Origin of the sequence: Pseudomonas sp. A-RE-22, assembly GCF_019956035.1 — a bacterium.
In the GTDB taxonomy this organism is placed as follows: domain Bacteria; phylum Pseudomonadota; class Gammaproteobacteria; order Pseudomonadales; family Pseudomonadaceae; genus Aquipseudomonas; species Aquipseudomonas brassicacearum.
Window position 1 is genome coordinate 16,698 of the sequence record NZ_JAHBCZ010000007.1, and the last position, 19,418, is coordinate 36,115.

The window sequence follows — 19,418 nt, forward strand, 5'->3', positions numbered from 1 at the left end:
GTCAATGGCTTCACTTTGAGCGTCTCTTGGTGACAACAGATCTGTATTGCGATGAAGAATTTAAAAAGCGCCTGCTGCGCAACGCCTCGCAATAGCCTTCAGCATGCGTCGACGGATAAGCCCGCTGACCGGACGAATCAAATACCAATACGACGTAAAACTTCGCAAGGCATCATCGTCGAGGCAATGCACCCGCGTTTGCGTGGTGACCCTCGTCAGGCCCGGTCGCAGCAACTGGCAGCTGAAACTGATGACCAGTTTCACATTCCCCGGTTCATTGAATAGCTCGAACGCTTCGGCATCCGCGACAACGACTTGGCCGTAGTCGGCTTTCCACAGCTTGCCGGCGAGCCCGTAGGCGACTTCTATGTCGCCGTTGCGCTGAAGCAACGTGAAATTATCCATGCCGAATGAAGCGCGTTGATCAGCGCCTGGGTGCCGAGATCGACCCAACAGGCGCATGGGGAGTTCGCGAAGCTTGATTGCATACCGAAAAAAACGGTCGTCTTCGGGGCGGTGGGCGAGGATTGCCGCCATGGCATGGGAAGGGTCTGCGGGGATGTCCACGGTATGCAATTCACTGAACTGATACGTAGGCAGATATGAGTCAATCAGGTGCATCCTTGCTCTCCTTCATAGGTACTCGGGCGCCAATCCCACCAGATTCCAGACCAAAAAAAACCGGCCACCAAGAGCCGGTTTTTTAATCCCCCGCCAAAAACGTACGACGCAGGACCAGAATTCGATTGGAGCGGGTGAAGGGAATCGAACCCTCGTTATCAGCTTGGGAAGCTGGAGTAATGCCATTATACGACACCCGCTCAGAGCGGCTGACTTTGTACCAGATGTGGACACGGATTTGAAGTTTTTCTTCACTCCGCGTGCGGTCAGTCGTCTATGCGAGCCTCAAACCAGAGCGGTCGTTGGCGGGCAAGCCCCGTTGCTGAAGGCGCAGGACGGGGGGTTGCTCGCCAGGACTCGGTTTCAGATAGCCAGTGCATGGTAGCCCTGCACGTAGCTATAGCGCGGACGGCTTTCGTGGTGTTCCGGTGTGAGGAAACCCAGCAAGGCGTTACGGCTGTCGCGGCAGGCGGCTTTGTGTTCCATGTCCAGGAAGTGCCCGGTGGCTTGCAGTGTGCTGAAGCTGCTGTGCTGCACGTGATCGGCAAAGAGCCTGGCGTCGTCGGCCGCGGTGTATTCGTCCCATTCGCCGTTCAGGAACAACACCGGCACGTTGATTTTTTTCGCGGCGTTGACGTAGCACAGCTGGTCGCTGTGGAGGACATCGCTGATGTGGAAGTGCATTTGCCCGTACTCATGCTCGGCCAGGCTGCTGACATGGCGATAGTTGAAACGCTTGAACAGCGGCGGCAAATGCTTGCCGATGGTGCTGTTGACCAAGTGCCCGACACGGTCGCCGTCCAGGCTGCCGAGGTAATCCACACCGCGTTCCAGGTAGTCGCGCATCGGCGCATTGAGCACCGGCGAGAATGAACTGATCACGGCTTTTTCGATGCGCCGTGGCCGCTGCGCCAAAGCGGTCAGCGTGGCGGCGCCGCCCCAGGAAAACGACAGCACGTGTTCGGCGGCGAAGTGGTCGATCAGTTCCAGGAGAATCTGGCCCTCGATCTCTTTCGTCAACATTTGCTCATGTCGGTTGTGAGCTTTTGACTTGCCCGCGTAGGGTTGGTCGTACAGCACAACATTGAATTGCGGGTAGAGGTTTTTGGCGGTCTGTGCAAACGACGCGGTAGTGGCCATTGAGCCGTTGACCAGAATGATGGTCTTTTGTGCGGCGTCTGCGCGATAGAACTCCGTGTAAACCCGATACTGACCCTGTATATCCAGCACAGCGATTTCTGGCCTCATGTCATAAGACTCCTGGCAAGCGGGTATGCGCGCAATGAGATTGCACGGGCAATGTGACAGGTAGGCATTCGCCTGGAAGATAAGGCCCATGTCGATCCAAAAAAACGGTCGACGGGTGTTGTTATAGGCGGGCAGTTCGCCGGCGGGACAAGGCGGAACCTGAGGGTTCCAGCCGGCAAAAGGTTTCTTGGAAGTATGTTGTGACTCATCGGTCACATTTCGGCCGACGGTTTGATTCAAGCAGGGGGGCGACCGTTGCGCAAGTACCTATCGGAAAATTGTTCGACACTTCTGCCCAGCGGTAGCGGGTTCAGATGAGATGGACTTCTTCAGGGCTCAAGGCGCGGTACTGGCCCGGCTCGAGATGGGCGTCCAACGTCAACGGGCCCATGCGCTCGCGGTGCAGGCGCAGCACCTTGTTGTTGAAGTGGCCGAACATGCGCTTGACCTGGTGATAGCGCCCTTCAACGATGCTCAAGCGCGCCGATCTGGGCCCCAGCAGCGTCAGCTCTGCAGGTTGGGTGGTGAGGTCTTCGAAGGCAAAGTACAGGCCCCGGGCGAAGGTATCGGCGTATTCGGCCGTGATGATTTGCTCGGTTTCGACGTAGTAGACCTTGGGCAGTTTGGTCTGCGGTTGGGTCAGGCGCCGCGACCAGCTGCCGTCATTGGTGATCAGCATCAGCCCTGTGGTGTTGAAGTCCAGGCGCCCGGCGATGTGCAGGTCGTTCTTGTCCGGTTCGTCCAGCCAGTCGAGCACCGTGGGGTGTTGCGGATCGCGGGTCGCGCTGACACAGCCGGGTGGCTTGTGCAGCATGAAGTAGCGCGCCGGCCGGCCTGCTTGCAGCACGTCGTGGTCGACTTCTACACGGCTGAATTCACGGACTTGTGCATGGGGATCGCTGACGGTCTGGCCATCGATCCGCACCCTGCGTTCCACCAGTAGCAGGCGCACTTGTTGGCGATTGAATCGCGGCAGATTACTGAGGAAACGGTCGACGCGCATGGGCAGTTCAGGCAAGGCAGCGGAGGGCGGGCATCTTACGCGATCGGCTGGGGCTTGGCGCGCAACTGGGCTTCGACCTGGGCGCAGCGTGGGCACAGGCAGGACTGATCGCGCAGCTCGGTTGGCAATGCCTCGAGCACGGCCGGGTCGATGCTCACGCCGTAACACCAGCAGGCGCGGTCGGCGGTTCGTGGGTCGGCCAGGGTGCAGTCGTTGGCACCGCCGCAGGCCGGGCAAAGGTCGGGTTTATTCATAACTGGAGTGAGGCATTTCCACGCAGGTTCGGTTGCACCCGGTCTGTCGGGCGCGTTGCAGCGCATGATCGGTCCGCGACAGCAGGCTGTGCAAGGTGTCTTCGTCCTGCAAGGTGGTGAGGCCGAGGCTGACGGTGACCAGCAATTGTTTTCCACTGCAGAAATAGCGCTGCTTTTCGATGTGCTGACGAATTTTCTCTGCGATTTTCAGACTGGTCTGTCCATCGGTGTCCTTGAGCAGGACGGCAAAGGCTTCAGTGCTCCAGCGACACACGATGTCCGAATGCCGCAGGCTTTGCGTCAGGTCGCGCGCGAACCCGGTCAGCAGTTGTTCGGTGGCGATATGACCATGGGTGCTGTCCAGCCGCTTGAACTCGTCCAGTTCCACCAGCAGCGCAGTCAAGGGTTTGGGCTCGCGCTGGGCTTCATGCAGGGCTTGCACCGCCAGCAGGTCGAAGCCACGGCGATTCGGCAATTCGGTCAGGCTGTCGAGGGTGGCCTGGGCGTCGATGCGTTGTTGGTAGCTGTTGATCAACCGATAAAGGATTGCCAGGACCGCCAGCGTCACGAGTATGCCGATCAGCAAGTTCAGATACAGCGTCTTGAGGATGTTATCGCGTACCGAGGCATGGGCTGCGTAATAGCCCAGCAACGCAATGATCAGGAAACCAGTACCCAGCAGCGCCACCACGGCCAGGAGCGGCTTGCGCTGGGAATACAACGGCGAACGGAACGACATGGCGATTCCCTTGGCGCAGACCCAATGAAGTCAGTTTAGTGGCCTTGTGGGAAAAGACATTCGGATTTGCAGGTTTGTAGGACCATGGTGAGGGAACAGGCTCCCTCACCACAGATTCGGCTTTATTCCAGGCTACGCAAATAAGCCCGCCATCCCCCCAGATGACTGATGTCCCGTGCGCCTTCCAGGCCATACGACTCGCAGATGAATCCGCTTTCCCAGCGACCATCGGCCAGTTGCACCTTGCCCAGCCCCAACGGTGCGGGGATGCCGGTCAGGAATGAACCCAGTTCGCTGCTCGGCAGTTCCCATATCTCCACCTCGATTGCCACGCCGCCCTCGCTGACCCGAAGCATGCCGGGGCGCAGGAGAGGGCTGCCGGCCAAGGCATAGAGGCGGTAATCCGCTGAGCTTTGGGTGGCCTCGATCAGACGCGCACCGCGTTGCTTGAGCTGACAGTTCAGCGCCAATCCGTCCAGGTGTGCGCCACACACCACCAGCCGTGCCAGGTCGTGGCGCGCCGGGTTGGCGGGCGCTGGCAAAGTCGTGTCCTGTTGACGCTGCAGGGCATCGGCCACGCTCAAGAGGTATTGGTCGGTGAAGGCTCGACCGAACAGCGTCACGCCCCAGGGCAAGCCGTTGGCCATGAACGCACTGGGAACCGCGACGGCGGCGTAGTCCAGCAGGTTCATGAAATTGGTGTAATACCCCAGTTCCGAGTTGCGCAGCACCGGTTCGGAGGCCAGTTCGGCGAGGGTCACCGGTCGGCCGATGGTCGGGGTGATTACGCAATCGAGCGCGTCCATGGCCCGGTCGCATTGGGCTTTGAGCGCTTGCAAACGGTAGCGGGCGCGGAAGGTTTGTACGCCATCTACCGTAGGCGCTTTCGCCAGGACGGCGCGGATGACCGGCAGTACGGCCTCCGGCTCACGCTCCATCAAGGGGCCGGCAACGCTGTAGCGTTCGGCCACCCAAGGGCCTTCATAAAGCAGCCGCGCTGCTTCCAGGAACGGCGACAAGTCCAGTTCCACGGCTTCGCCGCCCAGGCGTTCGAGTCGCTCGATGGCTTCCAGAAACAGTTGCGGACCTTCCTGGCAGCCGAAAAATGCCAGGTCCTGCTGGCGCGGCACACCGAAGCGAAAGCGCCGGGGCACGCCGAACGCGGCGCCGTCGTTCCACTGCGGGTTGTGGCGGCTGTAGTCGTCACGAGGGTCTGGACGGGCCGTCAGCGCCAAGAGCTGGCTGGCTTCCTTTGCTGTCGCCGTGAAGGTCGTGACGCAGTCCAGCGTGCGACAGGCCGGGACCACGCCCGCCGTGGAGATCAACCCCAGGGTGGCTTTCAATCCCACCAGGTTGTTCAAGGCTGCGGGCACTCGACCGGAGCCGGCGGTGTCGGTGCCCAAGGCAAAACTTGCCACGCCCAGGGCCACGGCCAGCGACGAGCCGGCGCTCGAACCGCCTGCGGGATAGTCGGGCAGCACGCTGTTGCGGCAGGCGCCGTAGGGCGAGCGAGTGCCATTGAGCCCGGTGGCGAATTGGTCGAGGTTGGTCTTGCCCAGGGGGATCGCGCCCAGTGCCAGCAACTGCTCGACAATGGTCGCCGAGCGTGGCGGTACGTAGGCAAATGCCGGGCAGGCGGCGGTGGTCGGAATGCCGGCCAGGTCGATGTTGTCCTTGATGGCAAACGGCACGCCGTACAGCGGCAGGCTCTCCAGGTCGCGGCTTTCCAATGCGGTCAGGTAGGGTTCCAGTTCTTCGGCCGTCAGCAGGTGAATGAACAGGTGATAGTCCGGGTTCAGCGCCGCGGCTTTTTCCCGCAGGCCCAGCAGCAATTGGCGTGGCGTCAGTTCGCCGTTGCGATAGGTCGTGCGCAGGTCGTCCAAGCGAAGAGAGAGGTTCATGGTGTTAATCCTTTGATTGAGTTCAGTCACGGTCCAGCACCACGACGCGCTGTCCGGCGCGCACTGCCGAACCTGGCTGGACGCGCACCTCGCGCACCACGCCGGCCGAGGGTGCAAGCAGCGGGATTTCCATTTTCATCGATTCGAGAATAACCAGCACATCACCGGCGGCGACCCGTGCGCCAACGTCTACCTGCACCTGCCAGAGGTTGCCGGCGATGTGGCTGTCGACACTCAGTTGACCGTCAGTCAGCGGCGAATCTTCGCTCGGTGCGATGGCCGGTTCTTCACTGTCGAAGTGCGCCTGGCCACTGGCGATCCAACGCTCGCGCTCGGCGTCGAAGGCGCTTTGTTGCCGTTGGCGGAACGCGGCGATGCCGTCGGCTTCCTGCACCAGGAAACGCTGGTAGTCAGCGAGGTTGAGCTGGCTGTGCTCGATCTCCAGATCGAAGCGGCCCAGGGGGAAGTCCCGACGGATGCGCAGCAGTTCATCGGCGCTGACCGGATAGAAGCGGATCTGGTCGAAGAACCGCAGCAGCCAGGGCTTGCCGTCGAAGGCGGCGACGTCCCGATAACGGTTCCACATCTGCAACGTGCGCCCGACGAACTGATAGCCGCCAGGCCCTTCCATGCCGTACACGCACATATAGGCGCCGCCGATGCCCACCGAGTTTTCCGCGGTCCAGGTGCGGGCCGGGTTGTATTTGGTGGTCACCAACCGATGCCGTGGGTCGAGCGGCGTGGCGACCGGCGCGCCGAGGTAGACGTCCCCCAGGCCCATCACCAGGTAGCTCGCATCGAACACCGTGCGTTGCACCTCATCGAGGTTGGGCAGGTCGTTGATGCGCCGGATGAACTCCAGGTTGCTCGGGCACCAGGGCGCGTCCTTGCGCACCGTGGTCATGTATTTTTCGATGGCCAACTGACAGGCCGGATCATCCCAGGACAGCGGCAGGTGGACGATGCGCGACGGCACTTGCAGGTCCTGCGCGGCGCACACGGCGTCCCACTCACCGGCGACGATATTCAGCAGATCGGCCAGGGGCATTTGCTCGGGTTGGTAGTGCACTTGCAGCGAGCGAATGCCCGGCGTCAGGTCGATCACGCCGGGCAGGTGTTTGTGTTCCAACGCCTGCATCAAGGCATGAGCGCGAAAGCGCAGCACCAGGTCCAGTTCGGGGGCGCCGATTTCCAGCAGCAGGTGGGTGTCGCCGGCCAGGCGCGCGACCAGGCGGGTATCGTCCTGACCGATATCCAACACCACGGGCGACACCATCCCCTGTGGGAGCGAGCTTGCTCGCGATAGCGACGGGACATCCAGAATCGATGGGATTGACAGACCGTTATCGCGAGCAAGCTCGCTCCCACAGGGGGACCATTGCAGGGCCAGTGAGCGCGCGGTCGATACATCCACCGGCACAAACCGCACCTTGTCCCCCGCCTTGAGCTGCCCCAACTGCCAGAGGTCCGCTTCGATCACCGTCACCGGGCAGACGAAACCGCCCAGGCTCGGGCCGTCGGGGCCGAGGATGACGGGCATGTCGCCGGTGAAGTCCACGGCGCCGATGGCGTAGGGGTTGTCATGGATATTGGAAGGGTGCAGCCCAGCCTCGCCGCCGTCGGCGCGGACCCATTCGGGTTTCGGCCCGATCAGGCGGACGCCGGTGCGGCTGGAGTTGAAGTGCACTTCCCAGGCCGTGTCGAAGAACGTCTGGATGTAGCGCTCGGTGAAGTATTCGGGCGCGCCGTGCGGGCCGTAGATCACGCGGATCTGCCGCACGCTTGGCAGTTCCAGGATCGGCGCGCTCGTTGGCGGCAGCATCGCGTGCTCATCCAGCGGTGCCAGGTGCAACACGTCACCGGTACACAACGCCCGTCCGCCATGGCCGCCGAACTGGCCGAGGGTGAAGGTGCTTTTACTGCCCAGGTAATCCGGCACTTGCACGCCGCCTTGCAGGCACAGGTAGCTGCGCGCCCCGGCCCCAGAGATGTTGCCGATGGCGAGGGTGGCGCCGGCAGCAATCGACAACGGCGTGTTCATCGGCACCGGTTCACCGTCGAGCGTGAGGGCAATCACCGCACCGGTCACCGCCACCCGCGCGGCGCAGTTGAAGCGCAGCAGCGGCCCGTTCATGGTGATTTCCAAGGCCGCCGCGCCTTCTGCGTTGCCCAAGAGGCGATTGCCCAGGCGCAACGAACGGCTGTCCATCGGTCCCGACGGCGGCACCCCCACCGCCCAATAACCGAGGCGGCCGGGATAGTCCTGGACGCTGGTCTGGGTGCCGGGGCTGAGCACTTCAACGGTGTTGGCGCGATAGACCAACGCTTCCAGGCAGCGGGTCCAGGGCTGGCCGCTGGCAAACGGTGTGTCGAGGAGAATCTGTTGCAGGTAGTGGCGGTTGTTCTCGACGCCGTACAGCAGGCTTTCGTCCAGCGCTTGATGCAAGCCCAGGCGTGCCTGCTCGCGGGTTGGCGCCCAGCGGATGACCTTGGCGATCATCGGGTCGAAGTAGGGCGGGATCTGGCAACCGGCCTCGACCCAGGTGTCGATGCGCAGTGCCTTGCCGTCGGCCTGGGGAAATCTCACCGCAGTCAGCAGCCCCGGGCTTGGCTGGAAATCCCGGCCTGGGTCCTCGGCATACAAGCGCGCCTGGATCGCGTGGCCCTCGGCTTTCAAACCTTGGCCCAGTTCGCTCAGTGGCGGCAAATCACCGGCCGCCAGTTGCACCATCCAGCGCACCAGGTCCACGCCCCACACCTGCTCGGTGACGCCGTGCTCCACTTGCAGGCGGGTGTTCACTTCCAGGAAATAGAAGCGCCCCGCGTCGCTGTCGAACACGAACTCCACGGTGCCGGCGCTGCGGTAGTTCACGGCCTGGGCCAGTTGGATCGCCGCTGCGCAGAGTTCATCGGCCATGCCCTCGGGCAGGTTCGGCGCCGGGGTCTCTTCGAGGACTTTCTGGTTGCGCCGTTGCACCGAGCAGTCGCGCACGCCCAAGGCGATCACCTGGCCCAGGCCATCGCCGAATACCTGCACTTCCAGATGCCGCGCACGTTCGATGTACTTCTCGATGAACACTCCGGCGTCGCTGAAGTTGTTCTGGCCCAGGCGCTTCACGGTTTCGAAGGATTCGCTCAGGTCGGCGGCGCTGCGGCACACACGCATGCCGATGCCGCCACCGCCCGCGGTACTTTTGAGCATCACCGGATAGCCGAGCTGAGTGCCCGCCAATAGCGCGGCATCGAGGCTGTCGAGCAGTTCGGTGCCTTCGAGCAGTGGCACACCATGTCGGCGCGCCAGGTCGCGGGCGGTGTGCTTGAGGCCGAACACGCGCAGTTGTTCTGGCGTCGGACCGATGAAGGCGATGCCAGCGGCCTCGCACGCTTGCGCGAAGGCGGCGTTTTCCGAGAGAAAGCCGTAGCCGGGATGGATCGCGGTCGCGCCGCTGCTTTTAGCAATCGCCAAAAGCTTGTCCACCGCCAGGTAAGTACCGGCCGCCGCGCCTTCGCCCAGGCAGTGGGCTTCATCGGCCTGCAAGATATGCAAGCTGGCGGCGTCGGCCTGGGAATACACCGCGACGCCTTCGACCTTCAGCTCACGCAAGGTCCGCAAGATGCGGCAGGCGATGGCGCCACGGTTGGCGATCAGGATTTTTTCGAACATGGCATTGCCCCCTCAGGCATGCGTACTGCCTGAACTGGGATGCGGGCCGTCCCGCAGTTTTCGATGGCCAACGGGGTCGTCCCCGTGAGCGAAACCAAAGCCCAGATTCCCCGTGTGGGAGCGAGCTTGCTCGCGATAGCGGCGGTACATCCAACCTTGATGTAACTGACAGACCGCTATCGCGAGCAAGCTCGCTCCCACAGGAGATCAGGGCGTTATTTGATGCACTGCCCCGACCGGCTCTGGCACAACACAAACAACCTGCGGCGCAGGCGGGTGAGTTTCAGTTCCATATCAAGAGCTCCGCTGGCGTAGGGTTGTAGGCGTTGCACGGGTTGTTCAGTTGCGGGCCGTTGGAGATCAACACGATCACGTCCATCTCGGCCCGCAGGTCGACGTATTTGCCTGGCGCCGAGATCCCATCTTCGAAGGTCAGGCCGCCATCGGCGGTGACCGGCACGTTCATGAAGAAGTTGATGTTCGGTCCGATGTCGCCCTTGCCCAGCCGACCGTCGTGGGCGCAGGCTCGCAGGTAGTTGTCGCGGCAGCTGTGCATGTAGCGTTTTTCCAGGGCGTAGCGCACGGTGTTGCTTTCCTGGGCGCAGGCCCCGCCGAGGGTGTCGTGGCGTCCGCAAGTGTCTTCGACGATGGTCAGCATCGGGTGGCCGAGGTTGGAATACAGCACGCTGCCGGTGCTCAGGTAGACGCTGTTCTGCCGGCGCAGGGTGCGCTGCACGTCGTAGCGTTCCTTGGGGTTGGCCAGGCTGTAGAACAACGTGTCGACCGCCTGGTTGCCTTCCAGGTCGAGGATGCGCAGGGTCTGGCCGGCCTTGACCTCTGTCAGCCACGGTTCCCCGGCGGGAATCGTGGCGCGGTAGACGGCGGTATCGGGTTGCTTGTGTGCGGTGGCGATGGTGAGTGACATGGCTACGATCCTCAGGCGAACAGGCGGTCGGTGTTGATGAAGCCGCGCTGGTTTTCCGGGCGCGAATGGCGGCAGTGCTCGGCGACGCTGGCGTCGGCATTCATCCAACTGAGCTTGAGCGGTTGCGGGGCGTATTGCGGGTTCGGGTCCATCGGATGTTGCAGCGCGGTCAGCACCACCAGGGCGTCCATCGGCGCGTACAGCTCGATGTAGTCGCCGGCCTGGGAGTTGCCTTCAACGAAGTGAAAGCCGCCAGCCTCATCGACATCGACCCGGCTGAACAGGTTGAGGGTCATCAGCAGGTCGGACAGGCCCAGACCCCATTTACCCAGCTCCACCAGCAGGTTGTCGGTGCCGTTGCGAAAGAAGCCGTTGCGCAGTTCCTGGTAGCGGCCCTGACCGTATTTTTCAGCGACTTCCTCAGCGCAGAGCACGCCGCCGAGGCTGTCGCTCCAGCCGCAGGTATCGGCGGTGATGGCCGCCAGCACCCGGCCCATGTCGGAGTAGAGGCAATGGCCGGCGGTAAGCTTGGCGGTGTGTTGGCATTTGAGGCTGTCGGGCAGGTTCAGGCGTTCGGTTTTTTCGTTGGCGTTGAGCAGCGTCAGACTCACGTTGGCCCCGCCGCGCAGGTCGGTCAGGCGCAGCAGTTGGCCGCGCTTGAGTACGAAGGAACGGTGGCCGCCGCCGGGCAGCAGTTCTTCGGCGAAGGGTGTAAACAATTGGGTCGAGTCGGTCATGGGGAGAGCTCCTTTCAAGCGATACGCAACGTGCCGGCCAGTTCGGCGGGCAGGGCGTCGACGGCGGCACGGGCGGTGCGGCGGTCGCTGTTCAATGGAATGTCGTAGGTAATGCGTGCGCCATAGGCGCCGGGGGCGTGCGGGTCGCTGCGGACCTTGTCGAACACCAGCAGGCGCGTGCCGAGGCTGAAACCTTCGGACAGGTCATGGGTGACCATGAACACCGTCAGCCGGGTTTCGCGCCACAGCTCAAGCAACAGGACGTGCATGTCTTTGCGAATGCCCGGGTCGAGGGCGCCGAAGGGCTCGTCCAGCAGCAGGACACGCGGCTTCATGATCAGTGCCTGGGCAATCGCCAGCCGCTGTTGCATGCCCCCGGACAGTTGCGCCGGGTATTTATCCAGCGCATGGCCGAGGCCGACCTTGTCCAGCAGTTGCGCGGCTTCTTCGCGGGCCTGGCGCTTGGCGCTGCCGAACAGCCGTCCCAGCAGCGGCGAGCGCGGCAACTCCAGGCCCAGGGCCACGTTGTCCAGCACGCTCAGGTGCGGGAACACCGAATAGCGCTGGAACACCACGCCCCGGCTGGCATCCGGCTCGCCGGCCAAGGGTTCGCCATCCAGGAGAATCTGTCCGCGGCTGGCGCGTTCCTGGCCCAGCAACAGGCGCAGGAAGGTCGACTTGCCACAACCCGAGGCGCCCACCAACGTGCAGAACTCACCCTCAGAGACGCTCAGGTTCAAACGCTCCAGTACCACCTGGTCGGCATACTGTTGCCAGACGTTGTTCACCGTAATGAAGCTCATGCCTTCGCCCCCTCGTACCAGGGGAACGCTTGCCGGGTCAGGCGTTTGAGGCCCCAGTCCATCAGCCAGGCGAGCAGGGTGATCCACACCACGTACGGCAAGATCACGTCCATCGCCAGGTAACGACGCACCAGGAAAATCCGATAGCCCAGTCCATCCGTGGAGGCGATGGCTTCGGCGGCGATCAGAAACAACCAGGCCGAACCGAGCATCAGCCGCAGGGAAATCAACAGGCGCGGCAGCAGTTGCGGCAGCACCACCCGCAGCAGCAGGGTCCAGGTCGACGCACCGAGGGTCTGGGCCTTGATCAGCAGTTCGGGCGGAATTTCCCGGGCGCGCTGTTCCAGGTCGCGAGCCAGGCACGGTGTGATGCCAATCACGATCAGCATCACTTTCGACAGTTCGCCCAGGCCGAAGACGATGAACAGGATCGGCAGGATGGCCAGCGGCGGTACCATCGATACCACGGTGAGCAACGGTGACAGCGGTGCGCCAAACAGTGGCAGCGTACCGGCGGCTATGCCCAGGCATAACCCGGCCAGGGCGCTGATGCCCAGGCCGATGGCCAACCGACGCAGGCTCGACGCGGTGTCTTGCCAGAGCAGGTATTCGCCGCTGCGGGCGTCGGCTGTGAAGGCCAGGCGTTTCACCGCATCGGCCATCTGCACGGCGCTGGGCAGGAGCTTGTCGTTGGGGTTGTCCGTCAACCGTTCGGCCGAGCCCATGAAGTAGGCGAACAACACCAGCGCGAATGGCAGGATCACCAGCAACAAGCGGCTGGGACGATCCGGGTAGCGGTTGATCAGGCGCATGCCAGGTCCTCCGGTTTACAGCTTGGCGTCGGCGGCCAGCTGTACGTAGGTCGGGTCAAAGCGCAGCTTGAGGTTGGCCTTGTCGCCGCGGGTCACGCCATTGGCGAACGTCATGCCGACCGCGTCGGTGCTCTTGGCGCCTTCGCCCAACAAGCCGTGCTGGAACGAAAACTCGGCCACCTTGCCCATGGTGGCGGGCAGTTGCTCGCTGGTGGCGAAACTCAGGGCTTCCTTGGGGGTGGCGAACAGCTTGGTGGTGTCCAGTTGCGCCTGGAAGCCGGCCAGGTCGGTGCCCGAGGCTTTCGCCATGTGTTCCAGCGCCATCTTGCTCGCGGCGTTTTTTGCGTTCATCAGCGCCACTACTTCAAACCAGGCGCCGGTCAACGCTTTGCCCAGGGCTGGGTTGTCCTGGAGGGTCTGGGTGTTGACCACCATCATGTCCATGATTTCGCCGGGAACCTGGCTGGAATTGAATACTTCGCTCACGCCTGGCTGGGCCTTGATGTCCGAGAGCATCGGGTTCCAGGTGGTGACGGCCTTGACCTGGTCGGTGTTGAAGGCGGCAGAGATATCAGCGTCGGAGGTGTTGACGACTTTCAGGTCTTTCTCGGCGAGGCCAACCGAATCCAGGGCACGGGCCAGCAGGTAATGGGACACCGACAGTTCCACCAGATTGACGTCCATGCCCTTGAGGTCGGCGACTTTCTTGCCTTCGCCCTTGAGGACGATGCCGTCGTTGCCGTTGGAGAAGTCGCTGACGATCAGCGCGGTGCTGTCCACGCCACCGGCGGCGGGAATGGTCAGGGCGTCCATGTTGGTCATGGTGCAGCCGTCGAACTGACCGGCGGTGTACTGGTTGATGGATTCGACGTAATCGTTGAGCTGCACGACATCGATCTTGATGCCGTATTTTTTTGCCCATTTATCGACGATGCCTTGGCTACCGGCGTATTCCCAGGGCATCCAGCCGGCGTAAATGGTCCAGCAGACGCTGAAGTGGTCTTTTTGGGCGGCGGCGGATGAGAAGCTCGCGAGGGCCGAGAGGGCGGCGAGGAGCAGGGCGGACAGACGAAGCTTGAGCATGGTAGTTCTCCAGTTGATCAAGGGCGGACAGGAGCAACGCGGCACCGCGAACGGTGGCTTGTCTCCCGGGCTTTTGTCCCGCCGTGTAACCTCAACTGGAGGTCGCCAACTCTCGGACCAGCCACTCGCCAGAAGCGAGCCGGAACCCTAGTCAGCCATTGCAAATTGTGGTGCCGCGAACCTGTGATGACTCCTGCACGGAATTTGTTAAAGCGAGAGCCGTGCCAATTCGGGCAAAAGCCCGAGCCAGAGAGGGCAGCTGTTGAGGAGGGATGATTGAGGGCGGGTTTGTGCTTGCTTGTGGTGCCGTCGCGCACCGGAAGAGGGCGACGAACGACATGTTTCTAGTTGTTGCCAGGTCGCACCAGATTCCGATTTTGCTGTCTGAATATGCGTCAGTCACACAAAGTTGGCTGCCGCCCATCAGCGTCGCTGATGTGGCCCATTCGCGGTCCAGGAGGCCGCCATGTATCGACGACTGCTGCTCATTGCGTTTCTCGGTTTGACTCTTTCGGCATGCGTGCCTTATTACGACGGAGACTCGAGCTACTACCGTTCCGATGTCTACACCTCACCGGCGCCGGTCTATTACGGTGGCGGGAGTTATTATTCGGCTCCGCGTGGCTATTACGCACCGCGGTATTACCAACCGGCGCCGCGCTATTACTCGGCACCGCGTTACTATCAACAAGGCCCACGCTACTACTCGCCACCGCGAGCGGCGTACCGGTCTTATCCGAATCGGGGTGGCTGGGACGGCCATGACCGGGGCGGCTGGAATGACGACCGAGGCGGTCGAGGCGGACGTGATCATTGGGGACGCGGCGACCGCGATCGTGGACGTGGCGATCGCGATGGACGCAACAGCCACCGCTGACCTTTGGGCAACAAAAAGCGGCGCATTGAGCGCCGCTTTTTTTGTGCCTGCAATAAACCCTGTGGGATAACTTTTGTGGGAGCGAGCTTGCTCGCGATGACAGGGGATCAGACAGCTTCCCGGTGACTGGCATACCGCTATCGCGAGCAAGCTTTGCTCCCACAGATGTCACTCTCACAGAATGTCACTCCCACGGTGTCACCCAGGGCTTTACTCGTTGGACAAATCCGCCAACGGATGCCGCCCCTCCCACGCCTTGTGAAAGTGCGCCTCGACCGCCGCTTCGGGCACATGGTTGATGTCCGGCCAGTGCCAACGGGGCTTGTGGTCCTTGTCGATCAGCCGCGCGCGCACGCCTTCGCTGAATTCCGGATGGCGACAGCAGTTGAGGCTCAAGGTGTATTCCATCCGGAACACGCCGGCCAAGGACAAATGCCGGGCACGGGCGATCTGTTCCCAGACCAGATAAGCGGTCAAGGGCGAACCTTCGGTCATGGTCTTGGCGGCGCGGGCGATCAGCGGGTCCGAGTGGTCCACCAGCAGGCTGAGGGCTTTCCAGGCACAGCGCACATCGCTGACATCCAGCCATTCATCGATTTTCTGCCGACGTGGCAGCCATTGGGCTTCGGGCATTTGGCCGACCGCTTCCTGTTGCAGGGCCTTGAGCAGGCTGTTGAGCTGCATCTCGGTCTGTTCCTGCCAATTGAGTTGCAGCAGGCCTTCGATCAGGTCGTCCTGTTGTTCATCCAGCAAAAAGCGGTCGGCCAGGTCCAGGTCGATGGCGTCCCGGGCATTCATGTGGGCGCCGGTCAGGCCGAGAAACAGGCCGAGCTTGCCGGGCAGGCGCGACAGGAACCAACTGGCGCCGACATCCGGGTACAGGCCGATGCTGATCTCCGGCATGGCCAGGCGACTGCTTGGCGTGACGATGCGGATACTCGCCCCTTGCAACAGCCCCATGCCGCCACCCAGTACATAGCCATGCCCCCAGCACAGCAAGGGTTTGGGGTAGGTGTGCAGGTTGAAGTCCAAGCGGTATTCCGCCGCGAAGAATTGCGCAGCCAGCGGCGGCACTTCGCCGGGATGGGCACGGCAGGCCTCCACCAGGCTGCGCACTTCACCGCCGGCGCAAAATGCCTTGGCGCCATTGCCGCGCAATAACACACAAACGACCTGCGACTCCCGGGCCCAGGCATCGAGACGATCACGCAAGGCGTTGATCATCGGCAGGGACAAGGCGTTCAGGGATTTTTCGGCGTCCAGGGTGGCGATGCCGATACGGGCACCGTCGATGCCGGTGAGCTCTTCGAAGTGCAGATTCATCGTGACCTCGATCAGAAATTTGAATAATCAGTATGACCGCTACGCAGGAAAGTGCTGGTTCTGCGTCAGATCAATTGACAAGCCATGTAGGCTTTCCTAGGGTGCGCCCATTGTTTTTACCGGATGCAACCATGACTGCCGACGACCGTATCAAACTCGAACCGAGCTGGAAGCAGGCACTGCGTGCCGAGTTCGACCAGCCCTACATGGCAGAGTTGCGCGAATTCCTGCGTCGGGAATACGCCGCCGGCAAGGAGATTTATCCACCGGCCCCGCTGATTTTCAATGCCCTCAATTCCACGCCGCTGGACAAGGTCAAGGTGGTGATCCTCGGCCAGGACCCGTACCACGGTCCGGGCCAGGCCCATGGCTTGTGCTTCTCGGTACAGCCGGGTGTGCCAGCACCGCCGTCGCTGGTGAACATTTTCAAGGAATTGAAGCGCGACCTGAACATCGATATTCCCAACCATGGCTATCTGCAAAGCTGGGCCGACCAGGGCGTGTTGCTGCTCAACACTACCATGACCGTGGAGCGCGCCACCGCCAACGCCCATGCAGGCAAGGGCTGGCAGCACTTCACCGACCGAGTCATCGAAGTGGTCAGCGAACACCAGCAGAACCTGGTCTTCCTGCTATGGGGCGCCCATGCCCAGGGCAAGCAGAAGCTGATCGACGCCACCAAGCACCTGGTGCTGACCTCGGTCCACCCGTCGCCGTTGTCGGCTTATCGTGGTTTTCTGGGGTGCGGGCATTTCAGTCGGGCCAACAAGTTCCTCGAACAACATGGCGAGGCGCCTATCGATTGGCGATTGCCGGCGCTTTAAATGGTCGGCAATAAGGGCCCCATCGCGAGCTTGCTCGCGATGGGGGCAACTCGGTCTACAAGTCCGAAGCCGGCTTGCGCATCCAATACCTGAACAACGGCTCCGCCAGAAACAGCACGAACAACAACCGCATCACCTGCAACGCCGTCACCAATGGCACCGACAGTTGCAACGTCTCGGCCGTCAGGCTCATTTCCGCGATACCTCCGGGCATCATGCCCAGGGTCAGTGAACGCAGGTCCAGCTGGGTCAGGGTGCTCAGGCCCAACGCCGCGAGAGTGGCGATCAGCATCGTCAACACCGTGCCGATCAGGGTACGCCCCATGAACGACGGCGCCCGACGAAAGAACTGCCGGTTGAAATGACAACCCAATCCGCTGCCGATCAACCACTGGCCGACCTGGCTGGCGCCGTTGGGCAGGCCGATGTGCAGGTCCCAACCGACGCTCACCGCCGCACTCACCAGCAATGGTCCGAACAACCAGGGATTGGGTTGGCGCAAGCGCTCCCAGACCCAGGCGAGCAGCGCGCCCGCCGGGAACAGCACCGCCAGCCACAGCCAGTCCACCGTCGTGGCGTGTTGCACCGGTGCGCCTTCACCCAACAGGTACTTGAAGGCCGCCGGCACGCACAGCACCACCACCAGCACCCGCAGGCTCTGGCCCGCCGCAACACGACTGAGGTCCGCGCCGTTGCGGGCGCCGAGGTTGACCATTTCGCCGGAACCGCCCGGCATGCTCGAGAAGAACGCGGTGGCGCGGTCCTCGCCGGTGCGACGCATCAGCCAGACACTCACCACGCTGGACACGCTGGTGATCAGCGCGCCGAAGAAGATCAGGCCGAAGTGGCTCAGGACCTGCTCCATCACCACCGGAGTGAAGTGCAGGCCGATACCGATGCCCACCACCCATTGGCCGCATTTACGGCCGCCGGGGATTTCCATCAGTTGCCACGGCGTAAGACAGCGCACCAGGATGATCGCCAGCAACGAGCCGACCATCCAGGGCAAAGGCCAGCCGATCAGGCTGGCCAGGTAACCGCCGGCCAGGCCGACCAGCGGTGTTCCCCACCATTGTCTGAATATCGCCTCAGACATTGGCCAGGGCGCGACGTTGTGCGGCGCGGCGACGCCAGATCCGCACCAGTGGCATGAACAGCATGATCGCCGTCAGCACCCAGCAGCCGAAGGTGATCGGACTCGACCAGAGGATCTCCAGTGCACCGTTGGAAATCGACAGCGCACGCCGCAGGTTCTGCTCCATCAGGCCACCGAGGATGAAGCCCAGCAGCACCGGCGACAGCGGGAAGTCCAGCTTGCGCAGGATATAGCCGAAGATGCCGATACCGATCATCAGGAACAGGTCGAAGGTGGTGGCATGCACCGCATAGACACCGATGCCGGTGATGATTGCGATGACCGGCACCAGCGCCCAGTTCGGCACGGCCAGGATGCGGGTGAAGATGCGGATCATCGGGATGTTGAGGATCACCAGCATGACGTTGGCGACGAACAACGACGCGATCAGGCCCCAGACGATGTCCGGTTGTTGCTGGAACAGCAGCGGGCCAGGGGTGATGTTGTACAGCGACAACGCACCGATCATCACCGCAGTGGTGCCCGAGCCGGGAACGCCGAGGGTCAGCATCGGTACCAACGCACCGCAAGCCGCGCCGCCAATGGCGGTTTCCGGGGCGGCGAGGCCGCGCTTGTCACCCTGACCGAACGTGCCACCAGCGCCGGCAATGCGTTTTTCCGTCATGTAGGCCACGGCACTGGCCAGGGTCGCACCAGCGCCCGGCAGCACGCCCATGATGAAACCGAGTACGCCGCAGCGCAGGTTCACGGTGAAGACCGACGCGGCTTCCTTGAAGTTGAACATCATCCGCCCGGTAGCTTTCACTGCCTCCTGGCCGCGATGGGTTTTTTCCAGCAGCAACAGGATTTCGCTGATGGAGAACAGGCCCAGCACCAGCACGACGAACTGGATGCCGTCGGTCAGGTGGATGTTGTCACCGGTGAAGCGGTACACGCCGCTGTTGGCATCGATCCCGACACTGGACAGGAACAGGCCGATCAGCGCCGCGATGAAGGTCTTGAGCGGTCGGTCGCCGGCCATGCCGCCGAGGCAGACAATGGCAAACACCATCAGGACGAAATATTCCGCCGGCCCGAAGGCAATCGCCCATTTGGCCAGCAAGGGTGCGAACAACACCATGCCGCAGGTGGCGATGAACGCGCCGATGAACGAACTCCACGCCGACAGCGACAACGCCACGCCGGCCAGGCCTTGGCGGGCCATCGGGTAGCCGTCGAGGGTGGTCATCACGGTAGAGGCTTCACCCGGGATGTTGAGCAGGATCGAGCTGATACGTCCGCCGTATTCGCAACCCAGGTACACCGCGGCCAGCAGGATCAGCGCCGATTCCGGCGGCAGCCCCAGGGCAAAGGCAATCGGGATCAGTAGCGCCACGCCGTTGATCGGGCCCAGGCCCGGCAGCAGGCCGACCACGGTGCCGATCAGGGTGCCGGTCAGTGCCGTGACGAGGTTGTAGGGGGTCAGTGCAACGCCAAAACCCTGGCCGAGATAATTCAGGGTATCCATA

16 protein-coding genes, 1 tRNA gene, 1 pseudogene and 1 riboswitch are annotated in these 19,418 nt (G+C 62.5%); of the genes and pseudogenes, 2 read left to right on the top strand and 16 right to left on the bottom strand.

The features are described from left to right. Nucleotides 1–60 precede the first annotated feature (60 nt). From KGA89_RS04200 to KGA89_RS04260, 13 genes and pseudogenes are all read right to left on the bottom strand, one after another. Entirely contained in the window at nucleotides 61–621 is a 561-nt protein-coding gene (locus KGA89_RS04200) for a hypothetical protein (RefSeq protein ID WP_223470682.1), read from the bottom strand. Between the two features lie 126 nt (nucleotides 622–747). Continuing rightward, a tRNA-Gly gene (locus KGA89_RS04205) sits at nucleotides 748–821 on the bottom strand. 163 nt (nucleotides 822–984) lie between these two features. Further along, nucleotides 985–1,869 (bottom strand): alpha/beta fold hydrolase, encoded by an 885-nt coding sequence (locus tag KGA89_RS04210; protein ID WP_018606957.1) that lies wholly within the window; start codon nucleotides 1,867–1,869, stop codon nucleotides 985–987. Nucleotides 1,870–2,179: 310 nt separating this feature from the next. Continuing rightward, the gene (locus tag KGA89_RS04215) at nucleotides 2,180–2,872 is read right to left on the bottom strand and encodes a pseudouridine synthase (RefSeq protein WP_223470683.1); all 693 of its coding nucleotides are present in this window, start codon (nucleotides 2,870–2,872) and stop codon (nucleotides 2,180–2,182) included. A 35-nt stretch (nucleotides 2,873–2,907) separates the two neighbouring features. After that, nucleotides 2,908–3,126, bottom strand: a complete 219-nt coding sequence (locus KGA89_RS04220) for a cysteine-rich CWC family protein (protein ID WP_003198746.1) — start codon at nucleotides 3,124–3,126, stop codon at nucleotides 2,908–2,910. Beyond that, nucleotides 3,119–3,736: pseudogene (locus KGA89_RS04225) on the bottom strand (GGDEF domain-containing protein); the annotation flags it as partial. The pseudogene KGA89_RS04225 and the gene KGA89_RS04220, both read right to left, overlap by 8 nt. A 251-nt stretch (nucleotides 3,737–3,987) precedes the next feature. Then, entirely contained in the window at nucleotides 3,988–5,766 is a 1,779-nt protein-coding gene (atzF, locus tag KGA89_RS04230; protein WP_223470684.1) for an allophanate hydrolase, read from the bottom strand. A gap of 22 nt (nucleotides 5,767–5,788) precedes the next feature. Then, nucleotides 5,789–9,430, bottom strand: a complete 3,642-nt coding sequence (gene uca / locus KGA89_RS04235) for an urea carboxylase (protein ID WP_223470685.1) — start codon at nucleotides 9,428–9,430, stop codon at nucleotides 5,789–5,791. A 283-nt stretch (nucleotides 9,431–9,713) separates the two neighbouring features. After that, nucleotides 9,714–10,355 carry an urea amidolyase associated protein UAAP2 gene (locus KGA89_RS04240; protein WP_223470686.1) on the bottom strand — a complete coding sequence of 214 codons (642 nt, stop codon included), beginning with the start codon at nucleotides 10,353–10,355 and terminating at the stop codon, nucleotides 9,714–9,716. Between the two features lie 11 nt (nucleotides 10,356–10,366). Continuing rightward, nucleotides 10,367–11,092 carry an urea amidolyase associated protein UAAP1 gene (locus KGA89_RS04245; protein WP_223470688.1) on the bottom strand — a complete coding sequence of 242 codons (726 nt, stop codon included), beginning with the start codon at nucleotides 11,090–11,092 and terminating at the stop codon, nucleotides 10,367–10,369. A 14-nt stretch (nucleotides 11,093–11,106) separates the two neighbouring features. Further along, nucleotides 11,107–11,895, bottom strand: a complete 789-nt coding sequence (locus KGA89_RS04250; protein WP_003198758.1) for an ABC transporter ATP-binding protein — start codon at nucleotides 11,893–11,895, stop codon at nucleotides 11,107–11,109. Then, nucleotides 11,892–12,707 (bottom strand): ABC transporter permease, encoded by an 816-nt coding sequence (locus KGA89_RS04255; protein WP_057449731.1) that lies wholly within the window; start codon nucleotides 12,705–12,707, stop codon nucleotides 11,892–11,894. The genes KGA89_RS04250 and KGA89_RS04255 overlap by 4 nt, the downstream gene beginning before the upstream one ends. Nucleotides 12,708–12,722: 15 nt before the next feature. Next, complete coding sequence (locus KGA89_RS04260; protein ID WP_223470690.1) at nucleotides 12,723–13,790, bottom strand: putative urea ABC transporter substrate-binding protein; 1,068 nt, start codon at nucleotides 13,788–13,790, stop codon at nucleotides 12,723–12,725. Between the two features lie 60 nt (nucleotides 13,791–13,850). After that, nucleotides 13,851–13,952, bottom strand: a riboswitch (guanidine-I (ykkC/yxkD leader). A 304-nt stretch (nucleotides 13,953–14,256) separates the two neighbouring features. Here KGA89_RS04260 and KGA89_RS04265 point away from each other — a divergent pair. Next, nucleotides 14,257–14,667 carry a hypothetical protein gene (locus KGA89_RS04265; protein WP_223470692.1) on the top strand — a complete coding sequence of 137 codons (411 nt, stop codon included), beginning with the start codon at nucleotides 14,257–14,259 and terminating at the stop codon, nucleotides 14,665–14,667. Between the two features lie 210 nt (nucleotides 14,668–14,877). Here the strand turns inward: KGA89_RS04265 and KGA89_RS04270 are convergent, their stop codons facing one another. Next, on the bottom strand, nucleotides 14,878–15,990 hold the full coding sequence (locus KGA89_RS04270) for an enoyl-CoA hydratase/isomerase family protein (RefSeq protein ID WP_003198766.1): 1,113 nt from the start codon (nucleotides 15,988–15,990) through the stop codon (nucleotides 14,878–14,880). 131 nt (nucleotides 15,991–16,121) lie between these two features. On the opposite strand from KGA89_RS04270, the gene ung reads away from it, so the two are divergent. Then, on the top strand, nucleotides 16,122–16,814 hold the full coding sequence (ung, locus tag KGA89_RS04275; RefSeq protein ID WP_223470694.1) for a uracil-DNA glycosylase: 693 nt from the start codon (nucleotides 16,122–16,124) through the stop codon (nucleotides 16,812–16,814). Nucleotides 16,815–16,869: 55 nt separating this feature from the next. On the opposite strand, the gene KGA89_RS04280 is transcribed toward ung, so the two are convergent. Both KGA89_RS04280 and KGA89_RS04285 read right to left on the bottom strand, forming a co-directional pair. Further along, nucleotides 16,870–17,910 carry an AbrB family transcriptional regulator gene (locus KGA89_RS04280; protein WP_027911674.1) on the bottom strand — a complete coding sequence of 347 codons (1,041 nt, stop codon included), beginning with the start codon at nucleotides 17,908–17,910 and terminating at the stop codon, nucleotides 16,870–16,872. Next, the gene (locus KGA89_RS04285; protein WP_003198773.1) at nucleotides 17,903–19,417 is read right to left on the bottom strand and encodes a tripartite tricarboxylate transporter permease; all 1,515 of its coding nucleotides are present in this window, start codon (nucleotides 19,415–19,417) and stop codon (nucleotides 17,903–17,905) included. The genes KGA89_RS04280 and KGA89_RS04285 overlap by 8 nt, the downstream gene beginning before the upstream one ends. Nucleotide 19,418: the final 1 nt, after the last annotated feature.

Bases quoted from the DNA above. Each gene is read 5' to 3' on its own strand.
- KGA89_RS04240 (WP_223470686.1), bottom strand. From the start codon at position 10,355: ATGTCACTCACCATCGCCACCGCACACAAGCAACCCGATACCGCCGTC.
- KGA89_RS04210 (WP_018606957.1), bottom strand. From the start codon at position 1,869: ATGAGGCCAGAAATCGCTGTGCTGGATATACAGGGTCAGTATCGGGTT.
- KGA89_RS04250 (WP_003198758.1), bottom strand. From the start codon at position 11,895: ATGAGCTTCATTACGGTGAACAACGTCTGGCAACAGTATGCCGACCAG.
- KGA89_RS04220 (WP_003198746.1), bottom strand. From the start codon at position 3,126: ATGAATAAACCCGACCTTTGCCCGGCCTGCGGCGGTGCCAACGACTGC.
- KGA89_RS04280 (WP_027911674.1), bottom strand. From the start codon at position 17,910: ATGTCTGAGGCGATATTCAGACAATGGTGGGGAACACCGCTGGTCGGC.
- uca (WP_223470685.1), bottom strand. From the start codon at position 9,430: ATGTTCGAAAAAATCCTGATCGCCAACCGTGGCGCCATCGCCTGCCGC.
- ung (WP_223470694.1), top strand. From the start codon at position 16,122: ATGACTGCCGACGACCGTATCAAACTCGAACCGAGCTGGAAGCAGGCA.
- KGA89_RS04200 (WP_223470682.1), bottom strand. From the start codon at position 621: ATGCACCTGATTGACTCATATCTGCCTACGTATCAGTTCAGTGAATTG.
- KGA89_RS04255 (WP_057449731.1), bottom strand. From the start codon at position 12,707: ATGCGCCTGATCAACCGCTACCCGGATCGTCCCAGCCGCTTGTTGCTG.
- KGA89_RS04215 (WP_223470683.1), bottom strand. From the start codon at position 2,872: ATGCGCGTCGACCGTTTCCTCAGTAATCTGCCGCGATTCAATCGCCAA.
- KGA89_RS04260 (WP_223470690.1), bottom strand. From the start codon at position 13,790: ATGCTCAAGCTTCGTCTGTCCGCCCTGCTCCTCGCCGCCCTCTCGGCC.
- KGA89_RS04285 (WP_003198773.1), bottom strand. From the start codon at position 19,417: ATGGATACCCTGAATTATCTCGGCCAGGGTTTTGGCGTTGCACTGACC.
- atzF (WP_223470684.1), bottom strand. From the start codon at position 5,766: ATGAACCTCTCTCTTCGCTTGGACGACCTGCGCACGACCTATCGCAAC.
- KGA89_RS04270 (WP_003198766.1), bottom strand. From the start codon at position 15,990: ATGAATCTGCACTTCGAAGAGCTCACCGGCATCGACGGTGCCCGTATC.
- KGA89_RS04245 (WP_223470688.1), bottom strand. From the start codon at position 11,092: ATGACCGACTCGACCCAATTGTTTACACCCTTCGCCGAAGAACTGCTG.
- KGA89_RS04265 (WP_223470692.1), top strand. From the start codon at position 14,257: ATGTATCGACGACTGCTGCTCATTGCGTTTCTCGGTTTGACTCTTTCG.